The organism is Pseudomonas sp. PA-7-1E (assembly GCF_021605325.1).
In the GTDB taxonomy this organism is placed as follows: Bacteria; Pseudomonadota; Gammaproteobacteria; order Pseudomonadales; family Pseudomonadaceae; genus Aquipseudomonas; species Aquipseudomonas fluorescens_BV.
In genome coordinates, this window is the sequence record NZ_WKFA01000034.1 from 13,619 (window position 1) to 37,683 (window position 24,065).

Below are 24,065 nucleotides of genomic sequence, written 5' to 3' on the forward strand. Positions count from 1 at the left end.
TGCCTGTCTCAGGGAACAACGCCACTTTCCTCACCCACGATTCCGGGTAGAATGCGCGTTCGCAATGCGGCCGTGAGGGCTGCTCGGGCCACTCACGGTGCGCCCTCCATCCCTATGTGTGGAAGAACCTGCCGATATGTTTGCGCCTTTGTTAAAGAAACTTTTTGGAAGCAAGAATGAGCGCGAAGTCAAACGCATGCTCAAGACGGTGCAGCTGGTCAATGCCTTCGAAGAGCAGATGGTTGCTCTGTCGGACGAGCAATTGCGCGCCAAGACCCAAGAGTTCAAGGCCCGCATAGCCAAAGGTGAAACCCTCGACAAGCTGCTGCCCGAAGCCTTCGCGGTTGCCCGTGAAGCCGGTAAGCGCGTCATGGGCATGCGCCACTTCGACGTCCAGTTGATCGGCGGCATGACCTTGCATGAAGGCATGATTGCCGAAATGCGCACCGGTGAAGGCAAGACCCTGGTGGCAACCCTGGGCGTTTACCTCAACGCACTGTCCGGCAAGGGCGTGCACGTTGTGACGGTGAACGACTACCTGGCTCGCCGGGACGCCAACTGGATGCGCCCGTTGTATGAATTCCTCGGCCTGACCGTCGGCGTGGTAACGCCGTTCCAGCCGCCGGAAGAGAAGCGCGCCGCGTACGCCTGCGACATCACCTACGGTACCAACAACGAATTCGGTTTCGATTACCTGCGCGACAACATGGCGTTCAGCATGGATGAAAAATTCCAGCGTGAACTCAACTTTGCCGTGATCGACGAAGTCGACTCCATCCTCATCGACGAAGCCCGTACCCCGCTGATCATCTCCGGCCAGGCCGAAGACAGCTCGCGCCTGTACACCGAGATCAACAAGTTGATCCCGCGTCTTGAGCAGCACATCGAGGAAGTGGAAGGCGTGGTGACCAAAGAAGGTCACTTCACCATCGACGAGAAGACCCGCCAGGTCGAACTCAACGAAGCCGGTCACCAGTTTGTCGAAGAAATGCTGACCCAGATCGGCGAACTGGCCGAAGGCGAAAGCCTGTACTCGGCGCACAACCTGGGCCTGTTGACCCACGTGTACGCTGGCCTGCGCGCCCACAAGCTGTTCCATCGCAACGTCGAATACATCGTGCAGGACGGCCAGGTGGTACTGGTTGACGAGCACACCGGTCGTACCATGCCCGGTCGTCGTCTGTCCGAAGGCCTGCACCAGGCCATCGAAGCCAAGGAACACCTCAACATCCAGGCCGAAAGCCAGACGTTGGCGTCCACCACCTTCCAGAACTACTTCCGTCTGTACAACAAGCTGTCCGGCATGACCGGTACGGCCGACACCGAAGCGTTCGAATTCCACCAGATCTACAACCTGGCCGTGATGGTCATTCCGCCGAACAAACCGTTGGCGCGTAAAGACTACAACGACCTGGTGTTCCTGACCGCCGAAGAGAAATACGCGGCGATCATCAACGACATCAAGGACGGCATGGCCAAGGGCCGTCCGATCCTGGTGGGTACCGCCACCATCGAGACCTCCGAGCACGTGTCCAACCTGCTCAACAAGGAAGGCATCGAGCACAAGGTACTGAACGCCAAGTTCCACGAAAAAGAAGCCGAGATCATTGCCCAGGCCGGTCGCCCAGGCGCATTGACCATCGCCACCAACATGGCCGGTCGTGGTACCGACATCCTGTTGGGCGGCAACTGGGAAGTGGAAGTGGCCTCGCTCGACAACCCAACGCCTGAGCAGATCGCCCAGATCAAGGCCGACTGGCAGAAGCGTCACCAGGCTGTGCTGGAATCCGGTGGCTTGCAGGTGATCGCGTCCGAGCGTCACGAATCGCGTCGTATCGACAACCAGCTGCGTGGCCGTGCCGGCCGCCAGGGTGATGCCGGTTCCAGCCGTTTCTACCTGTCGTTGGAAGACAGCCTGATGCGTATCTTCGCATCGGACCGGGTGAAGAACTTCATGAAAGCCCTGGGCATGCAGTCCGGTGAAGCGATCGAGCACCGCATGGTGACCAACGCCATCGAGAAGGCCCAGCGCAAAGTAGAAGGCCGCAACTTCGATATTCGCAAGCAACTGCTCGAGTTCGACGACGTCAACAACGAACAGCGTAAAGTGATCTATCACATGCGTAACACGTTGCTGGCCGCCGACAACATTGGCGAGACCATCGCTGATTTCCGTCAGGACGTGCTCAACGCCACTGTCAGCGCCCATATTCCGCCACAGTCGCTGCCTGAGCAGTGGGATGTTGCCGGCCTGGAAGCGGCATTGAAGAGCGACTTCGGTGTGGACTTGCCGGTTCAGCAATGGCTGGACGAAGACGACCACCTGTATGAAGAAACCCTGCGCGAAAAACTGATGGCCGAGTTGCTGGCGGCGTACAACGAGAAAGAAGAGCAGGCGAGTGCCGAAGCTCTGCGCACCTTCGAGAAACAGATCGTATTGCGCGTGCTGGATGACCTGTGGAAAGACCACCTGTCGACCATGGACCACCTGCGCCACGGTATCCACCTGCGTGGCTACGCCCAGAAGAACCCGAAGCAGGAGTACAAGCGCGAGTCGTTCACGCTGTTCTCCGAATTGCTGGATTCGATCAAGCGCGATTCGATCCGCGTGCTGTCCCACGTTCAGGTGCGCCGCGAAGACCCGATCGAGGAAGAAGCACGCCTGCGTCAGGAAGCCGAAGCACTGGCGGCGCGCATGCAGTTCCAGCACGACGAAGCGCCGGGCCTGGATGAGCCTGAAGCACTGGGTGAAGAGGTCGATGTGGCCCTGGCCCAGACCCCGGTTCGCAATGACCAGAAGCTGGGCCGCAACGAGCTGTGCTACTGCGGTTCGGGCAAGAAATTCAAACACTGCCACGGCCAGATCGAATAAGATTTTCGCCTGACGCTGCAACACCCCGCGCCGCGACCGGCCTTTGCCGTCGCGGCGTTTTGCCATTAATTCCCACCGTCGATAGCGACGGCACAGACATCACCTATTTTTAAGGAGCGCATTCATGGCTGTTGGTCTTGGTCCTTTGCCCACGTTGCACCCGGTTGCCGGTTTTGAACTCGGTATCGCTTCGGCGGGCATCAAGCGCCCGGGGCGCAAGGATGTGGTGGTGATGCGTTGTGCGGAAGGCTCGACCGTGGCGGGCGTGTTCACCCTCAATGCCTTCTGCGCTGCGCCGGTGATTCTGGCCAAGCAACGGGTGGCCGGGTCGATTCGCTACCTGCTGACCAATACCGGCAACGCCAACGCGGGCACCGGCGAGCCCGGCCTGGTGGCGGCGGCGCGCACGTGCGCCAAGCTGGCCCAGTTGACCGGCGTCGATGCCAGCCAGGTGTTGCCGTACTCCACCGGTGTGATCGGTGAGCCGCTGCCGGTGGAAAAAATCGAAGGCGCCCTGCAAGCCGCGCTCGATGATCTGTCTGTGGATAACTGGGCGGCTGCGGCCACTGGCATCATGACCACCGACACCTTGCCCAAAGGCGCGAGCCGCCAGTTCGTGTATGAGGGCGTGACCATCACCGTCACCGGTATCAGCAAAGGCGCAGGCATGATCCGCCCGAACATGGCCACCATGCTCGGCTATATCGCCACCGACGCCAAAGTTTCCCGTGATGTGCTGCAACGCCTGATGCTGGACGGCGCCAACAAGTCGTTCAACCGCATCACCATCGACGGTGACACCTCCACCAACGACTGCTGCATGCTGATCGCCACCGGCCAGGCCAACCTGCCGGAAATCACATCCACCGAAGGTCCATTGTTCGCGGCGTTGAAACAGGCGGTGTTTGAAGTGTGCATGGACGTGGCCCAGGCCATCGTGCGTGACGGCGAGGGCGCGACCAAGTTCGTCACTGTTGAAGTCAACGGTGGCGGCAACCATCAGGAATGCCTGGATGTGGGCTATACCGTGGCGCACTCGCCGCTGATCAAAACCGCGCTGTTTGCTTCGGACCCGAACTGGGGCCGTATCCTCGCGGCTGTCGGCCGTGCTGGCGTGCCGGACCTGGACGTGAGCAAGATCGACGTGTTCCTGGGTGACGTGTGCATCGCCAGCCGTGGCGCCCGCGCCGAAACTTACACCGAAGCCCAGGGCTCGGCGGTGATGCAGCAGGAAGAAATCACCATCCGTATCGAACTGGGTCGTGGTGACTGCAGCGAAACCATCTGGACCACCGACCTGTCCCACGAGTACGTGAAGATCAACGCGGAATACCGTACCTGAAAATGACCCTCCCCCTGTAGGAGCGAGCTTGCTCGCGAAAAACTCAATGCCATCGCGGTTATCCTGGATGCACGCGTTATCGTTGACGTTCTTCGCGAGCAAGCTCGCTCCTACAAAGGGCTAGGACGAGAGGAAGCAGTGGCGTGAAACGAGTGCATGTAGCAGCAGCGGTGATCCGCGGTGTCGATGGCAGGATCCTGCTGGCGCGCCGTGCCGATACTCAGCATCAAGGCGGGCTCTGGGAGTTTCCCGGCGGCAAGGTGGAGGCTGATGAGTCGGTTGCCACGGCTTTGTCCCGTGAATTGCAGGAAGAGCTGGGCATCCAGGTCACCACGGCGCGGCCGCTGATCAAGGTGCAACATGACTATCCGGACAAGCAGGTATTGCTGGATGTCTGGGAAGTCTCGGCCTTTACCGGCGAGCCCCATGGCGCTGAAGGGCAGCCGTTGGCGTGGGTGGCACCGCGGGACCTGGTCAACTATGAATTTCCGGCGGCGAATGCGCCGATTGTCGCCGCGGCACGCTTGCCCGCCGAATATCTGATCACCCCTGGCGAGCTGGAAACTCCGACGCTGTTGCGCGGTATCCAGAAGGCTATTGCCGGTGGCATCAAGCTGGTTCAACTGCGTGCGCCCAACGGCTATGACCCCAAATACCGTGACCTGGCGGTAGATGCGGTGGGCCTGTGTGCCGGCAAGGCGCAATTGATGCTCAAGGGGCCGTTCGAGTGGCTGGGGGATTTCCCAGCTGCCGGCTGGCACATGACCTCGGCGCAGTTGCGCAAATACGCCAGTAAGGGCCGCCCACTGCCCAAAGACCGTTGGCTGGCGGCTTCGTGCCACAACGCGGAAGAGCTGGCCCTGGCAGAAATGATGGACGTGGATTTCGTCACCCTGTCGCCGGTGCAGCCGACCCAGACCCATCCGGATGCCCAGCCGTTGGGGTGGGAGCAGGCGCAGCAGTTGATCGCCGGGTTCAGCAAGCCGGTGTTTCTGTTGGGCGGGGTTGGGCCGGCGCAGCGGGAGCAGGCCTGGGAGGCTGGTGCGCAAGGTGTGGCAGGTATTCGAGCGTTCTGGCCGCAGGTGTGATGATCATTCCCACGCTCTGCGTGGGAATGCCTCCTGTGACGCTCTGCGTCATGTTTTGGACGCGGAGCGTCCCTTGATACATTCCCACGCAGAGCGTGGGAGCGATCAGGTCAGTGTGGCTTGGCCGCCGCCTGCCACAACACTTCCGCAACGCCTTGGCGCTTGGCAATCACCCTGGCCGCCACAAACAGCAAATCCGACAACCGATTGATGTACGCCAACCCCACACCCTCCAGTGGCTCCACCGCATTCAAGTGCTGACAGCGGCGCTCGGCGCTGCGCGCCAGGCTGCGGCACACATGGGCCTGGGCAATCAAGGCTGAGCCGCCGGGCAGGATGAAATTCTCAAGCGGCCCGACTTCCTCGTTCCAGCGATCAATCGCTGCTTCCAGCCGATCCACTTCCGCCGCATTCAGCGCCTTGTATACCGGCATTGCCAGTTCACCGCCCAAGTCAAACAGACGGTGCTGGCAAGGCGTGAGCACTTCAATCACGTCCTTCAACGCCGGGTGCTTGCCACTTTGTTCTTCAAGGTTGGCCAGCAGCAGGCCAAGTTGGCTGTTCAGCGTATCCACCTCGCCAATCGCTTCCACGCGTGGATGGTCCTTGGGCACGCGGCGGCCGTCGCCGAGGCCGGTCTCGCCTTTGTCGCCGGTACGGGTGTAGATCTTCGACAGGCGAAAGCCCATGGTCAGTGCTCCAGTTGGGTAAGTTCAGTGGGGGGCAATTGGCTGCCGGCCAAAGGCAGGCGCAAGGTAAAGCAGGTGCCCTGGCCCAGGGTGGAATGCACTTCCATCTGGCCCTTGTGGTTGTTGGTGATGATGAAATACGACACTGACAGCCCAAGCCCGGTACCTTGGCCGATTTCCTTGGTGGTAAAGAACGGTTCGAACGTGCGTTTGCGCACGTTTTCGCTCATGCCGATGCCGTTGTCTTCCACCTGGATTTCCGCCCACGGCGGGTTGAGGCGGGTGCGCAGGATGATGCGCCCCGGCTCGCTGTCGTCCTCGCGCAGGTGAATCGCCTGGGCAGCGTTTTTCAGCAAGTTGAGCAGCACTTGCTCCAGCTCGTTGGCGGTGCCGGGCACCGGGCCCAGTTGCGGATCGAACTGGCGGATGATCGCCTGGCCCTTGAAATCGAAACCGATGGTCAGGTCAAAGTCGTTACCGGCGATGTCCACGGCCTGGTCGATCAGCGCTGGCAAATCACAGGGCGCCATCTGGCGATTGCTGCGGCGGCTGAAGCTGAGCATGTGGGTAACGATTTTCGCGGCACGCGCCCCGGCCTGCTGAATGCCGTCGAGCAGTTGCGGGACTTCGCGGCCTTGCAGGTATCGGTTGACCGTCTCCAGCTCGATGCCCACCTGTTCGGCAAGTTCAAGGTTCTTGGGCAGCTCGGGGGACAGGCGCCGCCGAATGTTCTGCACGTTATGCAGGATCGCGCCCAACGGGTTGTTGATCTCATGGGCCATACCTGCGGCCAGGCCGCCCACGGAGAGCATTTTTTCCGATTGCACCATCATTTCTTCCAGGGACAGGCGCTGGGTGATGTCGTCGATTCGGATCACCACACCGCGCCCGGCGCCGCCCATCAACGGGTAGAACGTCAGCGCATAATGCTTGGGCTCGTCGTCCTTGATCCAGGTGACCCGTTCTATCCGCTCCACTGTGTGCTGCTCCACGGTGGCCTTGATCTGTGGCAGGTACGGCTTGAGCGGCTGGAAGGCCAGGAACACCGGCTGGTTCAGGGCTTCGTCCAGACGCGTACCGGAGAGGGCGGTAGCTTCCTGGTTCCACTGGGTGACATAGAGTTGTTCGTCCAGGGCGATCAGCGCCGAGGGCATCGAGTCAATGATGCTGTTCAGGTAGTTCTGGAAGCCCGTGAGCTTTTTCTCGATCTTGCTGCGTACCTGGACCTCCAGTTCCAGCTTGCGGTTGGTATGCCGGGTTTCTTCGGCCAAACCCTGGGCCTGGTCATACGCGGCCTGGGAGTCGTCGCGCGCGCGTTTGAGTTGCTGCTCGCGGGCTTCGATGCGCGACAACATGGTGTTGAACGCTTCGGCCAGGCTGCCGATTTCATCACGGTTGCCACGCCCGGCGCGTAAAGCGTAGTTCTCCTCGCGGGTCACCTGGCGGGACAGTTCTTCAAGTTCATGAATTGGCCGTGTGATCAGGCGTTTGATCTGCCGGGCGATGACCAGCCACAACAACACACTGAAAATCAGGATGCCCAGGCTGGCGGTCAGCGTGCCGGTATAGAACGCCACCGGCAGCTCACTGCTGGCCACCAGCAACAAATGCCCCGAAGGCTGAGTACCACGGGGCAGGGTGATGACCTGGTTACTTCGAAATTCAGTGAGGCGCCACGCTTCGATATGCCGGTAGTGGTCCGGCAGGTGCAGGCGGTCGCCGTGCTGCATCTGCGCCAGGCGGTTGCCTTCGCCATCGTACAAAGCGGCGGCGCGCAACGGTGAATAGCTGGTCAGCTCATTGAGCAGCGCCTCGGCCTTGGTCGGAGACTCAAGAGCCTCGGCGGCAAGCGCGGGGTTGGACACCAGTCGACCAATGGACTGCAAGGCCTGGGGGGCCATGCTTTCCTGGGAGATCCAGTAGGCGGCGCTGATAAACGTCAGGTTGGCCACCAGCAATACGGTGGTCAACAACACCAGCAGGGCCGCCAGCAGTTTCTGCCCTACCGGTAGATTTTCAAGACGCTGGCGCAATGGCATCAGGGGTTTCCCAGGTGATAGACAGGTAGGCAGGGTAGCGCGTGCCTCAGTCGCTGGCCAATCCGCGTGCAAGCAGATGCGCCACCAACCGCGTGTGTAGCTGTTGCAGGTGCGGCGCTGCCAACTGATGGCGGGCCGCGGCCTGGCAAGCGTAGCCCAGCAGGTAACTGATCTCGGTGCGTCGGGCGTTGGCGACGTCCTGGTACATGGAGGAATAGTTGGCGGCGGTGGCCTGGATCACCCGCTCGACTTCGCTGTGCAAGTCCTGTGCAGCCGCAGGCTGGCCACAGCGCTCCAGCAGTTCGGCCAGTTCGGCGCAGAGCGTGGCGACCTCGCAGTGGTGGACGCTCAAACCGCCGTTGCGGCAGTGGTACAACACGGTCAGTGGGTTGATGGCGCAATTGAGCGCGAGCTTGCGCCACAGGCGCGTCAGGATATCGGTGGCCCATTCATGGGGGATGCCTGCCGCTTGCAAATCATCCAGCCACAGCGGCGGGGTGGGATGGCTCGCGTCCCCCAGCCAGGTGTAGCCATGGCCGGCAAATACCACCCGCCAATCGCCATCGCGAAATGCGCCCTCGGTGCTGGAGGCAAAGATGCAGCGCGCCGACGGCCATTGCGCAGCCACGGCGTCCTGGCTGCCGAGGCCGTTTTGCAGCAGGATCAATTCGGCGTCCGGCGCCAGTCGATGCTGCAACTGTGCGATGGCGCTTTGAGCGTCGTAGGCTTTGCACGCGACCAGCAGGCGATGAATCGGCTCCGGGCTGCCAGGCGTTTCGCCGATGACCGGATAAGTCTGTTCCACGCCGTGCTCCACCAGGGTCAGCCCTTTGCCTGCGCGATAGCTGGCCAGGCGCGCCTGGTTACGCAGGATCAGCCTGACGGGCACCCCCGCACGTGCCAGCCGCGTGGCCCAGAGGGTGCCCAGGCTGCCGGCGCCAAGAATATGCCACGGGGTCGACATCAGTGTGTACTCCATAAGGTCGCCAGCGGTGAACGGCGCGAAAGAACCGCTATAATGCCCCGGCATTTTAGCTCGGGCGCGCTCCATCTCTACTGAGCCCGCCCCTTATATTGGAGAAATCACATGCCTTCGTTCGACGTGGTATCTGAACTGGACAAACACGAAGTCACCAACGCCGTCGAGAACGCCGTCAAGGAACTGGACCGTCGCTATGACTTGAAAGGCAAGGGCAGCTTCGAATTCAAGGAAAAGGAACTGACCGTCAACCTGACCGCTGAAGCCGATTTCCAGCTGGAAGCGATGATCGAGATCCTCAAGCTGGCCCTGGTCAAGCGCAAGATCGACGTGCAGTGCCTGGAAGTCAAGGACGCCTACGCCTCAGGCAAACTGATGAAGCAGGAAGCCGTGCTCAAGGAAGGCATCGACAAAGAGCTGGCCAAGAAGATCGTGGCGCACATCAAGGACGCCAAGCTCAAGGTCCAGGCCGCCATCCAGGGCGAGCAGGTTCGTGTCACCGGCAAGAAGCGTGACGACCTGCAAGAGGCCATTGCGGCCCTGCGCGCCAAGACATTTGACATGCCGCTGCAGTTCAATAACTTCCGCGACTGATGGCACTTTGGGGAACCTGTGGGCACTTTTGGCGTCCCACGCCCCAGCATCAGTGCCTACAATTGAGCCCTTCGGGGCTCAATTGCGTTTTCAGGCAGTCAATACAGCCTTATCGCCGCACAACAGGAGAAAGTAGATGGATTTGAACGCTGAAATGGATCACCTGATCAAGACCTCCCAGTCTTGGCTCCCCATGATCATGGAATACGGCAGCCGCGTATTGCTGGCGTTGGTCACCCTGGCCATCGGCTGGTGGCTGATCAACGTCTTGACTCACCGCGTGGGCCGTCTGCTGGCCATGCGTAACGCTGACTTGGCACTGCAACACTTCATCACCAGCCTTGCGAACATCGCGCTCAAAGTCATGCTGGTGGTCAACGTGGCCTCGATGATTGGTGTGGCCACCACCTCGTTCGTTGCGGCGATCGGTGCCGCTACCCTGGCAATCGGCCTGGCCTTGCAAGGCAGCCTGGCGAACTTTGCCGGCGGCGTGTTGATTCTGTTGTTCCGCCCGTTCCGTATCGGTGACTGGATCGAAGCCCAGGGTACCTCGGGTACCGTCGACAGCATCCAGATCTTCCACACGGTGCTGCGCACCGGCGACAACAAGACGGTGATCATTCCCAACGGCAGCCTGTCCAACGGCCTTATCACCAACACCAACCGCCAGCCGACCCGCAAGGTTGTGTTTGACGTGGGTGTGGACTATGAGGCGGACCTGCAGAAGGCCCGTGAAGTGCTGCTGGCTTTGGCTGAAGACCCGCGTGTACTGAAGGACCCTGCCGCCGTGGCGGTGGTGTCGACCTTGGGCGACAGTTCCATCACCGTCTCCCTGCGTTGCTGGACCAACACACCGGATTATTGGGACGTGATGTTTATGCTCAATGAACTGGCGCGTGACCGTTTGAAAGCGGCCGGGATTGATATTCCGTTTCCGCAACGGGTTATTCGGGTGATGCAGGAAAGTGCGCCGAAGTAACTTGGCGTGATGCTATCGAAGTTGGCCGAAAGGTCAGCTTTGAAAAACTAGTTACTTAGCTTGCTAGTTGTTTTGTTGGTTGAAATAAAACTGCAATAAAAAAGCCGCTCCCTGTTTAAACAGAGGAGCGGCTTTTTGTTTAAGGCCGAAGCCTCAAGTCATCGTTGTAATTGAACCGGCAATTACAAGATGTTCAGCGGGTAGTTGGCGATCAGACGCAGCTCGTCGATCGACGGCGAACCGTAGTACACGCCATCACCGGAACGGTAAGTTGCTTGACGCAGGCGCAGGCTCAGGTCTTTTGCCGGGCCGCTCTGGATCACGTACTTGGCTTCGATGTCGCGTTCCCACTCTTTGCCATTCGAGGTGGTGCCCGTATTGGCGCCGCTACCGGTTACATAACGGGTCATGAAGCTCAGGCCCGGAATGCCGAAGGTTGCCATGTTGATGTCATAACGCGCCTGGTAGGACTTTTCGCCTTCGGCGTTGAAGTCGGAACGGGCGATGGAGTTGGCCAGGAACACAGTGCCGCCGCCGTCTACGCCGTAACCGTAGTCGCCGTCACCGGTGACTTTCTGGGCTGCCAGGGTGAAGGTGTGAGCACCGATGGTGTACGCGCCCTGCAAGCTGAAGGCGCGGTTGTCGAGCTTGGTCACGCCATCTTTCTCTGCGCGTTGCAGGCCGGCGCCGTCGCTCTTGGTGTCGTAGATGTTGAAGTCCAGGGCGAACGACTGATCATCGCTCAGGGCGTGGGTCCAGTTCAGGTTGCTGTAGTACTTGCGGAAGTAATCTTCGGTTTTCGCGTAGTACAGGCTGCCGGTGACTTCTGGAGTGAAGGCATACACACCGCCGACGAAGTCGGTTTTGGTCAGGCCCAGGCTGTCGTGGTAGGTCTGGTTCTGCGCGACGCTGGAAGTGAAGTGACCGCCTTCAAGCTTCAGGCCCTTGATTTCGTTGCTGGTGATGGAGATACCTTGCGGCAGCTCTGGCAGCAGGCGGCTGTCGTCGGAGGCAAACACTGGGGCTGTGGTGTATTGGTCACCGACTTTCAGCACAGTGTTGGAGATGCGGAACTTCACCGCGCCGCCGCCTTTGGAATAGTCATCTTGCGAGCGACCGTCGGAACCGGTTGGGAACAGGCCGGTGCCGGCGCGACCCTTGCCGCTGTCGAGCTTGACGCCCATCAGGCCGATCACGTCGACACCGACACCAATGGTGCCTTGGGTGAAGCCCGATTCGTACAGGGCATTGAAGCCCAGGCCGGTTTCTTCAGCACGGCTCTTGGAGCCTGGGCCCGACGGGTTGTTACGGAAGTCACGGCTGAAGTACAGCGCGCGAGTATTGATGCTGAACGTACTGTCTTCAACAAAGCCCTTGGAATCGTCCTGGGCGGACGCCATTGCGAACTGCGAGGTGCCTGCTGAAACAGCCAGGGCGATCATGCTCCACTTCATCACGCGCATCGTGATTTGCTCCTTTGGTTTTAGGAAGAGTACTGCCGTCCCACCTGTATTTTTATCTGGGCGGCTCTTTCTTTTTGTGTCGGCGCAAAGTTATCTCACGCAGACCCTATTGACGATACTTACTCAATTATCCTTTCAGCTTCTTTACGAGGCTGTCGTAAATCGCTAGATCCATGTCGCAAATTCACAGCCTGAAATGTATCCAGGCTGACAACTTCAATGCTGTTTTCAGACTTCTTTCAAAGTTTGAACACATCCCTGATACACATTGAAACGCCACTATTTTTATCGCGAAACACCTGTGTCCAAACGGGTGTCGTTGCCGACGATATGGGGGTGAATGCAACAAGCGTGCTCAAACCACTTACCGAATGTCATTTTTTCGTGAAAAGTGTGATGAACCTGTAAAAACCGCATAAGCACGGGGGTTTTACGCCATTTCGGTTGGGCTTGACGCCAGGGTGTTACCCCGGTTCGGTGGTACCTGAATCCTGTACCTGGGTAAAACGTTACCGGTTGACCCTTATCAGTGGGTAATCGGCGGATCCCTTTGAGGCACAGGTGGGTCATTTTGGTGCATCCCGTTGAGGCCCGGCCTAGCGTTGCTCACCTGTGCTATTGCCTCTAAAGGGTGCATTTTTTTGCCTGGTTGCCTCAAGGCTGCCAGCATTGCCCGTGAAGCCTTGGGCATTCGAAGGTATGCTGGGCACCTGTTACCGACCTGCCGAACGGAGTGCCACGTGTTCGCCTTAGATCAACGCCTGCAACAAGATACCTTGGCCATTGGGGACTTCCCGCTCTGTCGCCTGCTGCTGTCCAATGACGCCAATTACCCCTGGTTCATCCTGGTGCCGCGCATCGAAGGTATCAGCGAAGTGTTTCAACTGGATGTCGCAGATCAACAAACCTTGTGGCAAGAAACGACGGCCCTGGCGCAGCTGCTTAACGACGGGCTGGCGGCCGACAAGATGAACATCGGCGCGCTGGGTAACGTGGTCAGCCAGTTGCATGTGCATGTGATTGTGCGCAAGCGCGACGACGCCGCCTGGCCAGCCCCGGTGTGGGGCAAGCACCCGGCCCGGCCCTACACCGAAGAGCAGGTGGCCGCGACTCGCAGCCGATTGCGCGAGCTATTGCCTGCCGACTTCATCTTTACCCAGGACTGAACCATGGACCTGCAAGAACGCGTCACCGACCTGGAAAGCCGCCTGGCCTTCCAGGACGACACCATTGAGACCCTCAACGACATCCTGGTCACCCAGCAGCGGGCCGTCGAACGTCTGCAATTGCAAATGACTGCATTGCTCAAGCGCCAGGAAGAAATGGGCGGGCAGTTCGAGTCATCCGAAGAGGAAGCGCCGCCGCCACACTATTGAGTGCGCAGCAATAAAAAAACCGCGACCCAGCCAAGGCTGGATCGCGGTTTTTTTTGCTGCGAGGGCTGGGATCAGCGACGCGGCAGGGCAGCGATGACATCTTCGGCTTGCAGGCCCTTGTCACGGTTCATCACCGAGAACTCTACGCGCTGGCCTTCGACCAGGACGCGATGGCCTTCGCCACGAATGGCTCGGAAGTGGACGAAGATATCGTCGCCCGAGTCGCGGGAAATGAAGCCGAAGCCCTTGGAGGTGTTGAACCACTTGACGGTCCCGGTATCCCGGTTGGTCATGTCATAGTTTTGCGACGCGGCCGCTGGAGACGAGCGGTAGAAGCTGATGGCCAGGTGAAGAACGATGGCGACCACAGCGATCACCAGGCTGAGCAGGATGGCCGGATGGCCCCCGACTTCAGGCATGGGCGCCAGGAGGGTGAGGGTTTGTACGACAACAGTCAGCACCAGCAGCGCACTGACCAGGTTTTGGAGTTGATGACGCGTGCCTTTGTTCCAGTAAGGGATTACCGGCGCGAGCGTCAGGTTAAGAAGGCCGAACAAGGCCAGGTACAGGGCGTCGTGTTGTTCCAGGTAGGGCAGGCTTTCAGGCTGCAGGCTCGGAATAAAGGACAGCAGCAAGGCTGCGACGCCCGTTAGCAGGTGGACGATTTTCAACATTTTGGTTAACTCACGTTAAGACGGATCACAAGGAAGAGCTGACTGGCACGGTTCGCTTCTGAACAATGGGAGGCGTTGAGCACGTGCGCGGGTATCAGCCTATGTGACGTGCCGCAGGAATAAACGGCAGCCACACCGCGTCTATTTAACAGCAAAGGCTGTGCCTACTCAAATCAAGCATTTCGGGGTGTTGCCACGGCCAAGGCATTTCTGCGTCAAACGCTTGTCCTAGACAGGTGCGGGATTTTTTCAGTGGTGGCCTAGACCCTTCCTACAGGTAAATAGGCTTGCCAAGTCAGATCCCGCAGTCGGTGCGGGGCGATTTGCCGCATGCAGCCCGAGTGTGTCGGGCTGCACGTGGCGCACTCTCTTGCTAGAGTGGAACTGCACCTGATCAATGAATGCTCGTCAATTGAAGGGGAAACACATGGCAATCGATATTGGTATCAGTGAAGAAGACCGTAAATCCATCGTCGACGGACTTTCCCGCCTACTCTCCGATACCTATGTTCTGTATCTGAAGACCCACAATTTCCATTGGAACGTCACAGGCCCCATGTTTCGTACGCTGCATCTGATGTTCGAAGAGCAGTACAACGAGCTTGCGCTGGCAGTGGACTCCATCGCCGAGCGTATCCGTGCCCTGGGCTTCCCGGCGCCGGGTGCCTATTCGATTTACGCCCGCCTGTCTTCCATCAAGGAAGAAGAGGGGGTGCCGAGCGCCGAAGAGATGATCAAGCAGTTGGTGGCCGGTCAGGAAGCAGTCACGCGTACCGCGCGAGGCATCTTCCCATTGCTCGACAAAGTCAGTGATGAGCCGACGGCGGACCTCTTGACCCAGCGTATGCAGGTTCATGAGAAAACCGCGTGGATGCTGCGCTCCCTGCTTGAAAACCAGTAACTGTCGAACCCAGGCGGCGCCTTTTCGGCGCCGCCTGCTGGTTTCCCTGCGCTTCCTGGCGTTGTCCTACAACTAACAACTCCCCGTCTTCTGGCTGCTCTGCGCTGGCTGCTGTTTTATAGGCCATCGTCCAATGGGAGAAGCCCATTGGCTGCTGTTTGGCAATGGAGTGTCAGGTGTATGTCACGTGGAGTGGGTAAGGGAATGATGGAAGCCTGTGGTTTTCACAAGATAAAGGTCGACCCTTTTACCAAGGGTTTTGATATGGGGCTGGCCAAGCCACTGTCCCGTTCGGTCAGGCTCAATGGGTTTTCTACCTGCCTGCGGCTTGAACAGATCTATTGGAATATCCTGACGGAAATCGCCAGGCTCAATACCTGTTCGGTCAGTGCGCTGTTGTCCTATGTCGATCGGGAAGTGCATTTGCGTTACGGAGGCGTGAAGAACTTCAGTGGGCTGGTGAGGGTGGTGTGCGTGGTTCACGTCCTCAAAGGTCGGGGCGCCCTCACGTCCGGGGATACGCTCGCGCAGTAGTCCGATGGCCGGGCCTTCAGCCCGACGGGCCGGGTCCTGGGCACAAAGCCGGCTGCGCTGTATTGATTTACCAGATATAATCCCGCGCTTTGCTGCGCATGCCGGGCTTTATGCACAGGGCAGGGCGTGGCGCTGTAACGATCTGATCGCCGAGACATCTCCATGCCCATGTACGACTATCAATGCGCTTCCTGTGGTCATCAGTTGGAAGCCATTCAGAAGATCAGCGCCGCGCCGCTGGTCGATTGCCCTGCCTGCCAGGCACCTGAGTTGAAGAAGATGTTGTCCATGCCGGGCTTCCGCCTGAGCGGCAGCGGCTGGTACGAGACTGATTTCAAGACCGGTGCCAAGAAGAACCTGGCCGGCGGCGACAAAGCAGACTGAGTTGAACTCTACGCGCAGGCTCCTGCATTATCCGTCCCCTGCTTTAATGTGCGGTGACGAGGCGGGCCTGCCACCGAATTTCGAATTACGAGAAGTGAAACCACGACCATGATGCGCAGCCACTATTGCGGCCAACTGAACGAGACCCTGGAAGGTCAGGAAATCACCCTTTGCGGATGGGTTCACCGTCGCCGCGACCACGGCGGGGTAATCTTCCTCGATATCCGTGACCGTGATGGTCTGGCCCAGGTAGTGTTCGACCCGGACCGCGCCGAAAGCTTCGCCGCCGCCGACCGCGTGCGCAGCGAATACGTCGTGAAGATCACCGGCAAGGTACGCCTGCGTCCGGCCGGTGCCGTGAACAAGAACATGGCGTCCGGCGGCATCGAAGTGCTGGGCTATGAGCTGGAAGTGCTGAACGAGTCGGAAACCCCGCCGTTCCCGCTCAACGAATACTCCGACGTGGGCGAAGAAACTCGCCTGCGCTACCGTTTCCTGGACCTGCGTCGTCCGGAAATGGCCGAGAAGCTGCGCCTGCGCTCGCGCATGACCACCAGCATCCGCCGCTTCCTGGATGAAAACGGCTTCCTCGACGTCGAAACCCCGATCCTCACCCGGGCCACCCCGGAAGGCGCGCGCGACTACCTGGTACCGAGCCGTACCCATGCCGGCAGCTTCTTCGCCTTGCCGCAATCGCCGCAGCTGTTCAAGCAACTGCTGATGGTGGCTGGTTTCGACCGCTACTACCAGATCGCCAAGTGCTTCCGTGACGAAGACCTGCGTGCCGATCGCCAGCCGGAATTCACCCAGATCGACATCGAGACCAGCTTCCTCGATGAAAAAGAGATCATGGGCCTGACCGAGCAGATGATCCGCAACCTGTTCAAGGAAGTCCTGGACCTGGAGTTCGGCGAGTTCCCGCACATGACCTTCGAAGAAGCCATGCGCCGCTACGGTTCCGACAAGCCAGACCTGCGTAACCCGCTGGAGCTGGTGGACGTGGCCGACCAGCTCAAGGACGTCGACTTCAAGGTGTTCAGCGGCCCGGCCAACGATCCTAAATGCCGCATCGCCGCCCTGCGTGTGCCTGGCGGCGCGAGCATGCCGCGCAAGCAGATCGACGACTACACCAAGTTCGTCGGCATCTACGGTGCCAAGGGCCTGGCGTACATCAAGGTCAACGAGCGCGCCAACGGTGTCGACGGCCTGCAATCGCCGATCGTGAAAAACATCCCTGAAGCCAACCTGAACACGATCCTCGATCGCGTCGGTGCGGTGGATGGCGACATCGTGTTCTTCGGCGCCGACAAGGCCAAGATCGTCAGCGAGGCCCTGGGCGCGCTGCGTATCAAGCTCGGTCACGACCTGAACCTGCTGACCTGCGAATGGGCGCCGATGTGGGTTGTGGACTTCCCGATGTTCGAAGAGAACGACGACGGCAGCTTCAGCGCCTTGCACCACCCGTTCACCGCACCGAAGTGCTCCCCGCAAGAGCTGGAAGCCAACCCTGCAGGCGCGCTGTCCCGTGCCTACGACATGGTGTTGAACGGTACTGAACTGGGTGGCGGTTCGATCCGTATCCACCGCAAAGAGATGCAACAAGCGGTCTTCCGCCTGCTGGGCATCAACGAAGCGGAACAGGAAGAGAAATTCGGCTTCCTGCTCGACGCCCTGAAATACGGTGCGCCGCCGCACGGTGGCCTGGCGTTCGGCCTGGACCGTCTGGTGATGCTGATGACCGGCGCCCAGTCGATCCGTGAAGTGATCGCCTTCCCGAAAACCCAGAGCGCTGCGGACGTCATGACCCAGGCTCCGGGTGTGGTTGATGCCAAGGCACTGCGCGAGCTGCACATCCGCCTGCGCGAGACGCCGAAGGCTGAGTAAGGCTGCAGCGTGAAAGCGCGATAAGGTTGTACGCAGTCAAAAAGGCGCATCTTCGGATGCGCCTTTGCGTTTAAAAGAGGGAAATCTCGCCTGGGGCGGGATTGATAAGGTTTCTAGAGAATTCGGAGTTGTGTTATGGCTGGCCATTCCAAGTGGGCGAACATCAAGCACCGCAAAGAGCGTCAGGATGCCAAGAAAGGCAAGATCTTCACCAAGTGGATTCGCGAACTGACCGTCGCTGCCCGTCAGGGTGGCGGTGACCCGGGCTCCAACCCGCGTCTGCGCCTGGCGCTGGACAAGGCGCTGGGCGCCAACATGAGCCGCGACATCATCGACCGCGCCGTGGCCCGTGGTGCTGGTGCGGCCGACACCGACGATATGGTCGAGCTGACCTATGAAGGCTACGGCCCGGGCGGTGTGGCGGTGATGGTCGAATGCATGACCGACAACCGCAACCGTACCGCGGCAGCCGTGCGCCATGCGTTCAGCAAGTGTGGCGGCAACCTTGGCACGGACGGCTCGGTGGCCTACCTGTTCGAGCGCAAGGGGCAGATCACCTTCGCACCGGGCACTGATGAAGACGCGCTGATGGAAGCCGCGATGGAAGCGGATGCCGATGACGTGGTCACCAACGAAGACGGCTCCATCGATGTGTTCACCTCGTTCGCCAGCTTCTACGCCGTGCGTAATGCCCTGGAAGCCGCTGGTTTCAGCGGCACCGACGCGGAGATCGTGATGCTGCCGACCACCAGTGCCGAACTGGACCTGGACGGTGCCCAGAAGGTGCTGAAGCTGCTGGACATGCTTGAAGATCTGGATGACGTGCAGAATGTGTATTCGAATGCCGACATCCCTGAGTCTGTGGCCGAACAGCTCGCTTAAGAACGATGAATATCCGCTGTGGGAGCTGGCTTGCCTGCGATAGCATCACCTCGATTTGACAGAAGCACCGAGGTGCCCGCATTGCAGGCAAGCCAGCTCCCACAGGGCTTCTATGCTGTTACACAAATGTGTGCCTGGCACATACCGTTGTAAATCCAACCCGCAGGCGTTATGACTTTAATCCTAGGTATCGACCCCGGTTCGCGCATCACCGGTTTTGGCGTGGTGCAGCAGACCCCACGCGGCTGTGTGTACGTCGCCTCGGGCTGCATCCGCACTGGCGCAGGGGAATTGGCCGAGCGGCTGCAGATCGTCTATCGCGGCGTACGTGAAGTCATCCAGACCTACGGCCCGGTCACCATGGGCATAGAGAAAGTCTTCATGGCCAAGAATGCCGACTCGGCGTTGAAGCTCGGGCAGGCCCGGGGCGCTGCCATCGTGGCAGGTGCCGAGGAGGGCATGGAGATCGCTGAATACACCGCGACCCAGGTCAAGCAGGCCGTGGTCGGCACCGGTGGCGCCAACAAGGAGCAGGTGCAAATGATGGTCATGCACATGCTCAAGCTCACTTCAAAGCCGCAGATCGACGCCTCGGATGCCCTGGCCATCGCCATTTGCCATGCCCATACCCGCTCCAGCCTGTTGCCTCACGGCTTGGGCGCAGCACGTAGTCGTGGCGGGCGGCTGCGTCTCTGATAGCATCAGCGCAATCGTTATTTTTGCGGTCAGGCTCCGATCTGACCCCCAAGCTTTAAGGATCTGAACCGTGATTGGACGCTTGCGCGGCACCCTGGCTGAGAAACAGCCGCTGCACCTGATTCTGGATGTGAATGGGTTGGGTTATGAGCTGGAAGTGCCCATGACCACCCTGTATCGCCTGCCGTCGGTCGGCGAGCCGATAACCTTGCACACTCATTTAGTGGTGCGCGAAGACGCGCAACTACTCTATGGTTTCATCGGCAAGCGTGACCGCGATTTCTTCCGCGAGCTGATTCGTCTCAATGGCGTGGGGCCCAAATTGGCCCTGGCCTTGATGTCGAGCCTGGAAGTGGATGAATTGGTCCGGGCTGTATCGGCCCAGGATACCTCGGCCCTGACCAAGGTGCCGGGGGTGGGCAAGAAGACCGCCGAGCGCTTGTTGGTCGAGCTCAAGGACCGCTTCAAAGCCTGGGAGGTGGTGCCGAGCATGTTCGCCCTGGTACCGAACCAGCCGGATATGCCGGCGGCCCAGGTCGCCAACGCCGAGAGCGATGCCGTCAATGCGCTGATCTCCCTGGGCTACAAGCCTCAGGAAGCCAGCAAGGCCGTATCGGCCATCAAGGACAAGAACCTGAGCGCTGAAGACATGATTCGCCGTGCCCTGAAGGGAATGATTTAAGTGATTGAAGCCGATCGTCTGATCGCGGCCACCGGCCCGCGTGACCGTGAAGAAGTCCAGGACCGGGCCATCCGCCCGTTGAGCCTGGCCGAATACATCGGCCAGCCCACCGTGCGCGAGCAGATGGAGCTGTTTATCCAGGCCGCTCGCGGGCGCAGTGAGTCCCTGGACCACACCCTGATCTTCGGCCCGCCGGGTTTGGGCAAGACCACTCTGGCCAATATCATCGCCCAGGAAATGGGCGTGTCGATCAAGTCCACCTCCGGCCCGGTGCTTGAGCGTCCTGGCGACTTGGCCGCGTTGCTGACCAATCTTGAACCCCATGACGTGCTGTTTATCGACGAAATCCATCGCTTGTCGCCGATTGTCGAAGAAGTGCTGTACCCAGCCATGGAAGACTTCCAGCTCGACATCATGATCGGCGAAGGCCCGGCGGCCCGTTCGATCAAACTCGACCTGCCGCCCTTTACCCTGGTGGGCGCGACCACCCGCGCGGGCATGTTGACCAACCCGCTGCGAGACCGTTTCGGCATTGTTCAACGTCTAGAGTTCTATAGCACCGCCGATCTGGCGACCATTGTCAGCCGGTCGGCGAGTATCCTCGGCTTGCCCCTGGACCCGGAAGGCGCCTTTGAAATCGCTCGACGCGCTCGCGGTACGCCACGAATTGCCAACCGTTTGCTGCGCCGCGTGCGAGACTTTGCCGAGGTGCGTGCCAAGGGCCACATCACCAAGGCCGTGGCGGACCTGGCCTTGAACCTGCTGGATGTGGACGAACATGGTTTTGATCACCAAGATCGACGCCTACTTTTGACCATGATCGAGAAATTCGACGGTGGCCCGGTCGGCGTGGACAGCCTGGCCGCAGCCATCAGTGAGGAGCGCCATACCATTGAGGATGTTCTGGAACCGTACCTGATTCAGCAGGGCTACATCATGCGAACCCCGCGGGGCAGGGTGGTGACGCGTCATGCCTATTTGCACTTCGGGCTAAACATTCCGTCACGATTGGGAGAGATGCCCGTGGTAGACGAATTCCTCGATGCAGTGGACGATTAAAAAATTGCAGGAGCGAGCTTGCTCGCGAAAAACGCCAACGATAACGCGGTATGTCTGGTTATACGCGGCGTGCTCAGGTTCTTCGCGAGCAAGCTCGCTCCTACAGGGTATTTGTCATGTGGGGTGATTTATCCGAGCTTTGTGCTGTCCCAGTGTCTGGCGTCGTCATTTGAAAGCGTTCAGGAATGAAAAAACAGTTGCCCAGCCAATTGGCAACCTGAGGAGTAAGCACTAGAGTATGCGCGCGCAAAACGGGGATCAGTCGTTCGCACATCGCTGTCGCGTTTATTACGAGGACACCGATGCCGGCGGCATCGTTTATTACGTCAATTACCTGAAATTCATGGAACGGGCTCGAACCGAGCGGCTGCGGGAGTTGGGTTTTGCCCAGTCCGAGCTGGTAGGCGAGGACCTGTTATTCGTCGTGCATTCCAGCGAGGCGCGGTATTACGCGCCGGCGCGACTGGACGATGAGTTGCTGGTCAGTGCTGAAGTCATCGAATTGAACCGTGCCAGCCTGCGTTTCAAACAGCAGGTCAGGCGGGCCACGGATGCAACGCTGCTCTGTGAGGGGCAGTTCCTGGTGGCGTGTGTGCGCACCAACAGCTTGAAACCTCGGGCCATTCCCGAAACTCTACGCGCGGCCTTTGCCGCCGTGAGCGGCGCGGGTCAACAACCAAAGCAGGAGATTTAGCGTGGAACCTACCGTCGTCGACCATTCCTCCATGTGGAGCCTGGTCAGCAATGCCAGTGTCGTGGTTCAACTGGTCATGCTGACCCTGGTAGCCGCATCGGTTACCTCTTGGGTCATGATTTTTCAGCGCAGCAACATGTTGCGCGCCGGTCGACGTGCCCTGGAGAGCTTTGAAGAGCGCTTCTGGTCGGGTATCGACCTGTCCAAACTGTACCGCCAGGCCGGCAGCAACCCGGACCCGGATTCGGGCGTCGAGCAGATCTTCCGTGCCGGTTTCAAGGAGTTCTCGCGCTTGCGCCAACAGCCGGGTGTCGATCCTGAAGCGGTGATGGAAGGTGTGGCCCGTGCCATGCGCGTGGCCATCTCCCGCGAAGAAGAGAAACTTGAGCAGGGCCTGCCGTTCCTTGCCACCGTGGGTTCTGTCAGCCCGTACATCGGCCTGTTCGGTACCGTATGGGGCATCATGAACTCCTTCCGTGGCCTGGCCCAGGCGCAGCAAGCCACACTGGCCACCGTGGCCCCGGGTATTGCCGAAGCACTGATCGCCACCGCGATCGGCCTGTTCGCCGCTATCCCCGCAGTAATCGCCTACAACCGTTTTGCCGCAACCAGCGAAACCTTGATCGGCCGTTACTACACCTTCGCCGATGAATTCCAGGCGATCCTGCACCGTAAAGTGCACACCAGCGAAGAATAAGCAGGTAATTCCCAATGGCTTTAATCGCTCGAGCTCGCAAAAAGCGCAAGCCGGTCGCCGAGATGAACGTAGTGCCCTACATCGACGTGATGCTGGTGCTGCTGGTGATCTTCATGGTGACCGCGCCGATGCTCAACCAGGGCGTGAAAGTTGATCTGCCCAAGGTTTCCAGTGAAGCCTTGCCGCAGGACAACAACACTCAGGTCCTGACCATTTCGATCAAGGCTGACAAGACCTATTACTGGAACCTTGGCAGCGAAGTCGACACGCAAAAGCAGCAGGACAAGGCCCTGACCTTGCCGGCCATGACCGATGCGGTGACCAAGATCATTCGCTCCGGCAACGAAGGCGGCAAGCACACCCAGGTGTTTATCCGGGGTGACAAATCGGTCGACTACGGCTCCGTCATGGGCGCCATGGGCGGGCTGCAGAAGGCCGGCGTCGGTAACGTTGGCTTGATTACCGAGGCGCCCTGATGCAGCAACAGCGAGAGCCGTCCGCCTCGGAAAGCTACTTCTGGCCTGGCGTGTGGGCAATTGCCCTGCACGTCCTGGTGTTCGGCATGCTGTTCGTCAGCTTTGCCATGACCCCGGACCTGCCGCCAGCCAAGCCGATCGTGCAGGCGACCCTGTATCAGCTGAAATCGAAAAGTCAGGCCACCACCCAGACCAATCAGAAGATTGCGGGTGAGGCCCAGAAGTCGGCCGCGCGCCAGACTGAAGTCGAGCAGATGGAACAGAAGAAGGTCGAGCAGGAAGCGGTGAAGGCTGCTGCGGAACAAAAGAAAGAAGAGGCGGCTCAAAAGGCCGAGGAATCGAAAAAGGCTGACGAAGCCAAGAAGGCCGACGAGGCTAAAAAGGCTGATGAAGCCAAGAAAGCCGAGAAAGCTGCCGAAGCGAAAAAGGCCGAAGAGAAACAATTGGCTGATATAGCCAAGAAGAAATCGGAAGAAGAAGCCAAGAAGGCTGCCGAAGAAGAGGCCAAGAAAAAGGCCGCTGAAGAAGCCAAGAAAAAGATAGTCGAAGACGCGAAAAAGAAAGCCGCCGAAGACGCCAAGAAAAAAGCTGAAGCAGACGAGGCGAAGAAGAAAGTCGCCGACGAAGCGAAGAAGAAAGCTGCCGCCGACGCCTCCAAGAAAAAGGCCCAGGAAGCAGCACGCAAATCCGCCGAAGAGAAAAAGGCCCAGGCCCTGGCAGATTTGCTTTCCGACACGCCGCAGCGTCAGCAAGCCTTGGCCGATGAGCGTGGCGATGAAGTCGCGGGCAGTTTCGACGACCTGATTCGGGCGCGGGCAGCGGAAGGTTGGACACGTCCACCTTCGGCACGTAAAGGCATGACAGTAGTGCTGCAGATCGGCATGTTGCCGGACGGTACGGTGACTTCGGTCAGCGTGGCCAAGTCCAGTGGTGACGGTTCGTTCGACAGTTCGGCGGTTGCCGCGGTCAAGAATATTGGCCGGTTGACCGAGATGCAGGGAATGAAACCAAGTGACTTCGCTCCCTATCGTTCATTCAAGATGACATTCACACCTGAGGATCTAGCCTTGTGAGAAACCTT

At 59.5% G+C, this 24,065-nt stretch carries 24 protein-coding genes; 19 read left to right on the forward strand and 5 right to left on the reverse strand.

Annotated features, from left to right (window positions below; translation table 11 throughout):
- The first annotated feature begins 136 nt into the window (after positions 1–136).
- The 3 genes from secA to GIW79_RS19640 all read left to right on the forward strand — a co-directional run bounded on the left by secA (position 137) and on the right by GIW79_RS19640 (position 5,302).
- Positions 137–2,872: a preprotein translocase subunit SecA gene (gene secA, locus GIW79_RS19630; RefSeq protein WP_014719726.1), complete on the forward strand. Its 2,736-nt coding sequence runs from the start codon at positions 137–139 to the stop codon at positions 2,870–2,872.
- A gap of 124 nt (positions 2,873–2,996) precedes the next feature.
- The gene (gene argJ / locus GIW79_RS19635) at positions 2,997–4,214 is read left to right on the forward strand and encodes a bifunctional glutamate N-acetyltransferase/amino-acid acetyltransferase ArgJ (protein WP_014719725.1); all 1,218 of its coding nucleotides are present in this window, start codon (positions 2,997–2,999) and stop codon (positions 4,212–4,214) included.
- 143 nt (positions 4,215–4,357) lie between these two features.
- The gene (locus GIW79_RS19640; protein ID WP_047711674.1) at positions 4,358–5,302 is read left to right on the forward strand and encodes a Nudix family hydrolase; all 945 of its coding nucleotides are present in this window, start codon (positions 4,358–4,360) and stop codon (positions 5,300–5,302) included.
- A gap of 110 nt (positions 5,303–5,412) precedes the next feature.
- Here the strand turns inward: GIW79_RS19640 and GIW79_RS19645 are convergent, their stop codons facing one another.
- Genes GIW79_RS19645 through GIW79_RS19655 form a run of 3 tightly spaced genes read right to left on the reverse strand, consistent with a single transcriptional unit; the run spans position 5,413 to position 8,994 of the window.
- On the reverse strand, positions 5,413–5,991 hold the full coding sequence (locus tag GIW79_RS19645) for a cob(I)yrinic acid a,c-diamide adenosyltransferase (protein WP_032895497.1): 579 nt from the start codon (positions 5,989–5,991) through the stop codon (positions 5,413–5,415).
- Positions 5,992–5,993: 2 nt separating this feature from the next.
- Positions 5,994–8,030 carry a sensor histidine kinase gene (locus tag GIW79_RS19650; protein ID WP_054898005.1) on the reverse strand — a complete coding sequence of 679 codons (2,037 nt, stop codon included), beginning with the start codon at positions 8,028–8,030 and terminating at the stop codon, positions 5,994–5,996.
- 46 nt (positions 8,031–8,076) lie between these two features.
- Positions 8,077–8,994, reverse strand: a complete 918-nt coding sequence (locus GIW79_RS19655) for a putative 2-dehydropantoate 2-reductase (protein ID WP_236452664.1) — start codon at positions 8,992–8,994, stop codon at positions 8,077–8,079.
- Positions 8,995–9,117: 123 nt separating this feature from the next.
- On the opposite strand from GIW79_RS19655, the gene GIW79_RS19660 reads away from it, so the two are divergent.
- On the forward strand, positions 9,118–9,603 hold the full coding sequence (locus GIW79_RS19660; protein ID WP_003193880.1) for a YajQ family cyclic di-GMP-binding protein: 486 nt from the start codon (positions 9,118–9,120) through the stop codon (positions 9,601–9,603).
- Between the two features lie 136 nt (positions 9,604–9,739).
- Positions 9,740–10,582 (forward strand): mechanosensitive ion channel family protein, encoded by an 843-nt coding sequence (locus GIW79_RS19665; protein WP_014719720.1) that lies wholly within the window; start codon positions 9,740–9,742, stop codon positions 10,580–10,582.
- 182 nt (positions 10,583–10,764) lie between these two features.
- On the opposite strand, the gene GIW79_RS19670 is transcribed toward GIW79_RS19665, so the two are convergent.
- Positions 10,765–12,045, reverse strand: a complete 1,281-nt coding sequence (locus GIW79_RS19670) for an OprD family porin (protein ID WP_034128586.1) — start codon at positions 12,043–12,045, stop codon at positions 10,765–10,767.
- A 740-nt stretch (positions 12,046–12,785) separates the two neighbouring features.
- Between GIW79_RS19670 and GIW79_RS19675 the strand changes: the two genes are divergently transcribed.
- Both GIW79_RS19675 and GIW79_RS19680 read left to right on the forward strand, forming a co-directional pair.
- Positions 12,786–13,211 carry an HIT domain-containing protein gene (locus tag GIW79_RS19675; protein ID WP_054898003.1) on the forward strand — a complete coding sequence of 142 codons (426 nt, stop codon included), beginning with the start codon at positions 12,786–12,788 and terminating at the stop codon, positions 13,209–13,211.
- Between the two features lie 3 nt (positions 13,212–13,214).
- Positions 13,215–13,421 carry a SlyX family protein gene (locus GIW79_RS19680; protein WP_005790924.1) on the forward strand — a complete coding sequence of 69 codons (207 nt, stop codon included), beginning with the start codon at positions 13,215–13,217 and terminating at the stop codon, positions 13,419–13,421.
- Positions 13,422–13,492: 71 nt separating this feature from the next.
- Here GIW79_RS19680 and GIW79_RS29680 read toward each other — a convergent pair whose 3' ends face one another.
- Positions 13,493–14,095, reverse strand: coding sequence for a cold-shock protein (locus tag GIW79_RS29680; protein WP_003193875.1), 603 nt, complete (start codon positions 14,093–14,095; stop codon positions 13,493–13,495).
- A 427-nt stretch (positions 14,096–14,522) separates the two neighbouring features.
- Between GIW79_RS29680 and GIW79_RS19690 the strand changes: the two genes are divergently transcribed.
- The 12 genes from GIW79_RS19690 (at position 14,523) to tolA (ending at position 24,057) form a co-directional block, all read left to right on the forward strand.
- Positions 14,523–14,996, forward strand: coding sequence for a Dps family protein (locus GIW79_RS19690; protein ID WP_003193874.1), 474 nt, complete (start codon positions 14,523–14,525; stop codon positions 14,994–14,996).
- Positions 14,997–15,176: 180 nt separating this feature from the next.
- Complete coding sequence (locus GIW79_RS19695) at positions 15,177–15,530, forward strand: ribbon-helix-helix domain-containing protein (protein WP_034128584.1); 354 nt, start codon at positions 15,177–15,179, stop codon at positions 15,528–15,530.
- Between the two features lie 162 nt (positions 15,531–15,692).
- Positions 15,693–15,914 carry an FmdB family zinc ribbon protein gene (locus GIW79_RS19700; RefSeq protein WP_003193872.1) on the forward strand — a complete coding sequence of 74 codons (222 nt, stop codon included), beginning with the start codon at positions 15,693–15,695 and terminating at the stop codon, positions 15,912–15,914.
- 108 nt (positions 15,915–16,022) lie between these two features.
- On the forward strand, positions 16,023–17,798 hold the full coding sequence (gene aspS / locus GIW79_RS19705) for an aspartate--tRNA ligase (protein WP_005790914.1): 1,776 nt from the start codon (positions 16,023–16,025) through the stop codon (positions 17,796–17,798).
- A 135-nt stretch (positions 17,799–17,933) separates the two neighbouring features.
- On the forward strand, positions 17,934–18,680 hold the full coding sequence (locus GIW79_RS19710) for a YebC/PmpR family DNA-binding transcriptional regulator (RefSeq protein ID WP_034128583.1): 747 nt from the start codon (positions 17,934–17,936) through the stop codon (positions 18,678–18,680).
- 171 nt (positions 18,681–18,851) lie between these two features.
- Positions 18,852–19,376: a crossover junction endodeoxyribonuclease RuvC gene (gene ruvC / locus GIW79_RS19715; protein ID WP_019821257.1), complete on the forward strand. Its 525-nt coding sequence runs from the start codon at positions 18,852–18,854 to the stop codon at positions 19,374–19,376.
- Between the two features lie 70 nt (positions 19,377–19,446).
- On the forward strand, positions 19,447–20,058 hold the full coding sequence (gene ruvA, locus GIW79_RS19720; RefSeq protein WP_236455361.1) for a Holliday junction branch migration protein RuvA: 612 nt from the start codon (positions 19,447–19,449) through the stop codon (positions 20,056–20,058).
- Positions 20,059–21,117 (forward strand): Holliday junction branch migration DNA helicase RuvB, encoded by a 1,059-nt coding sequence (gene ruvB / locus GIW79_RS19725; protein WP_003193867.1) that lies wholly within the window; start codon positions 20,059–20,061, stop codon positions 21,115–21,117. It abuts the gene before it with no gap.
- A gap of 238 nt (positions 21,118–21,355) precedes the next feature.
- Positions 21,356–21,811, forward strand: coding sequence for a tol-pal system-associated acyl-CoA thioesterase (gene ybgC / locus GIW79_RS19735; protein WP_054898001.1), 456 nt, complete (start codon positions 21,356–21,358; stop codon positions 21,809–21,811).
- A gap of 1 nt (position 21,812) precedes the next feature.
- The gene (tolQ, locus tag GIW79_RS19740) at positions 21,813–22,508 is read left to right on the forward strand and encodes a protein TolQ (RefSeq protein ID WP_003193865.1); all 696 of its coding nucleotides are present in this window, start codon (positions 21,813–21,815) and stop codon (positions 22,506–22,508) included.
- A 23-nt stretch (positions 22,509–22,531) separates the two neighbouring features.
- On the forward strand, positions 22,532–22,984 hold the full coding sequence (gene tolR / locus GIW79_RS19745) for a protein TolR (protein ID WP_161793227.1): 453 nt from the start codon (positions 22,532–22,534) through the stop codon (positions 22,982–22,984).
- The gene (gene tolA, locus GIW79_RS19750) at positions 22,984–24,057 is read left to right on the forward strand and encodes a cell envelope integrity protein TolA (RefSeq protein ID WP_003193863.1); all 1,074 of its coding nucleotides are present in this window, start codon (positions 22,984–22,986) and stop codon (positions 24,055–24,057) included. The genes tolR and tolA overlap by 1 nt, the downstream gene beginning before the upstream one ends.
- Positions 24,058–24,065 lie beyond the last annotated feature (8 nt).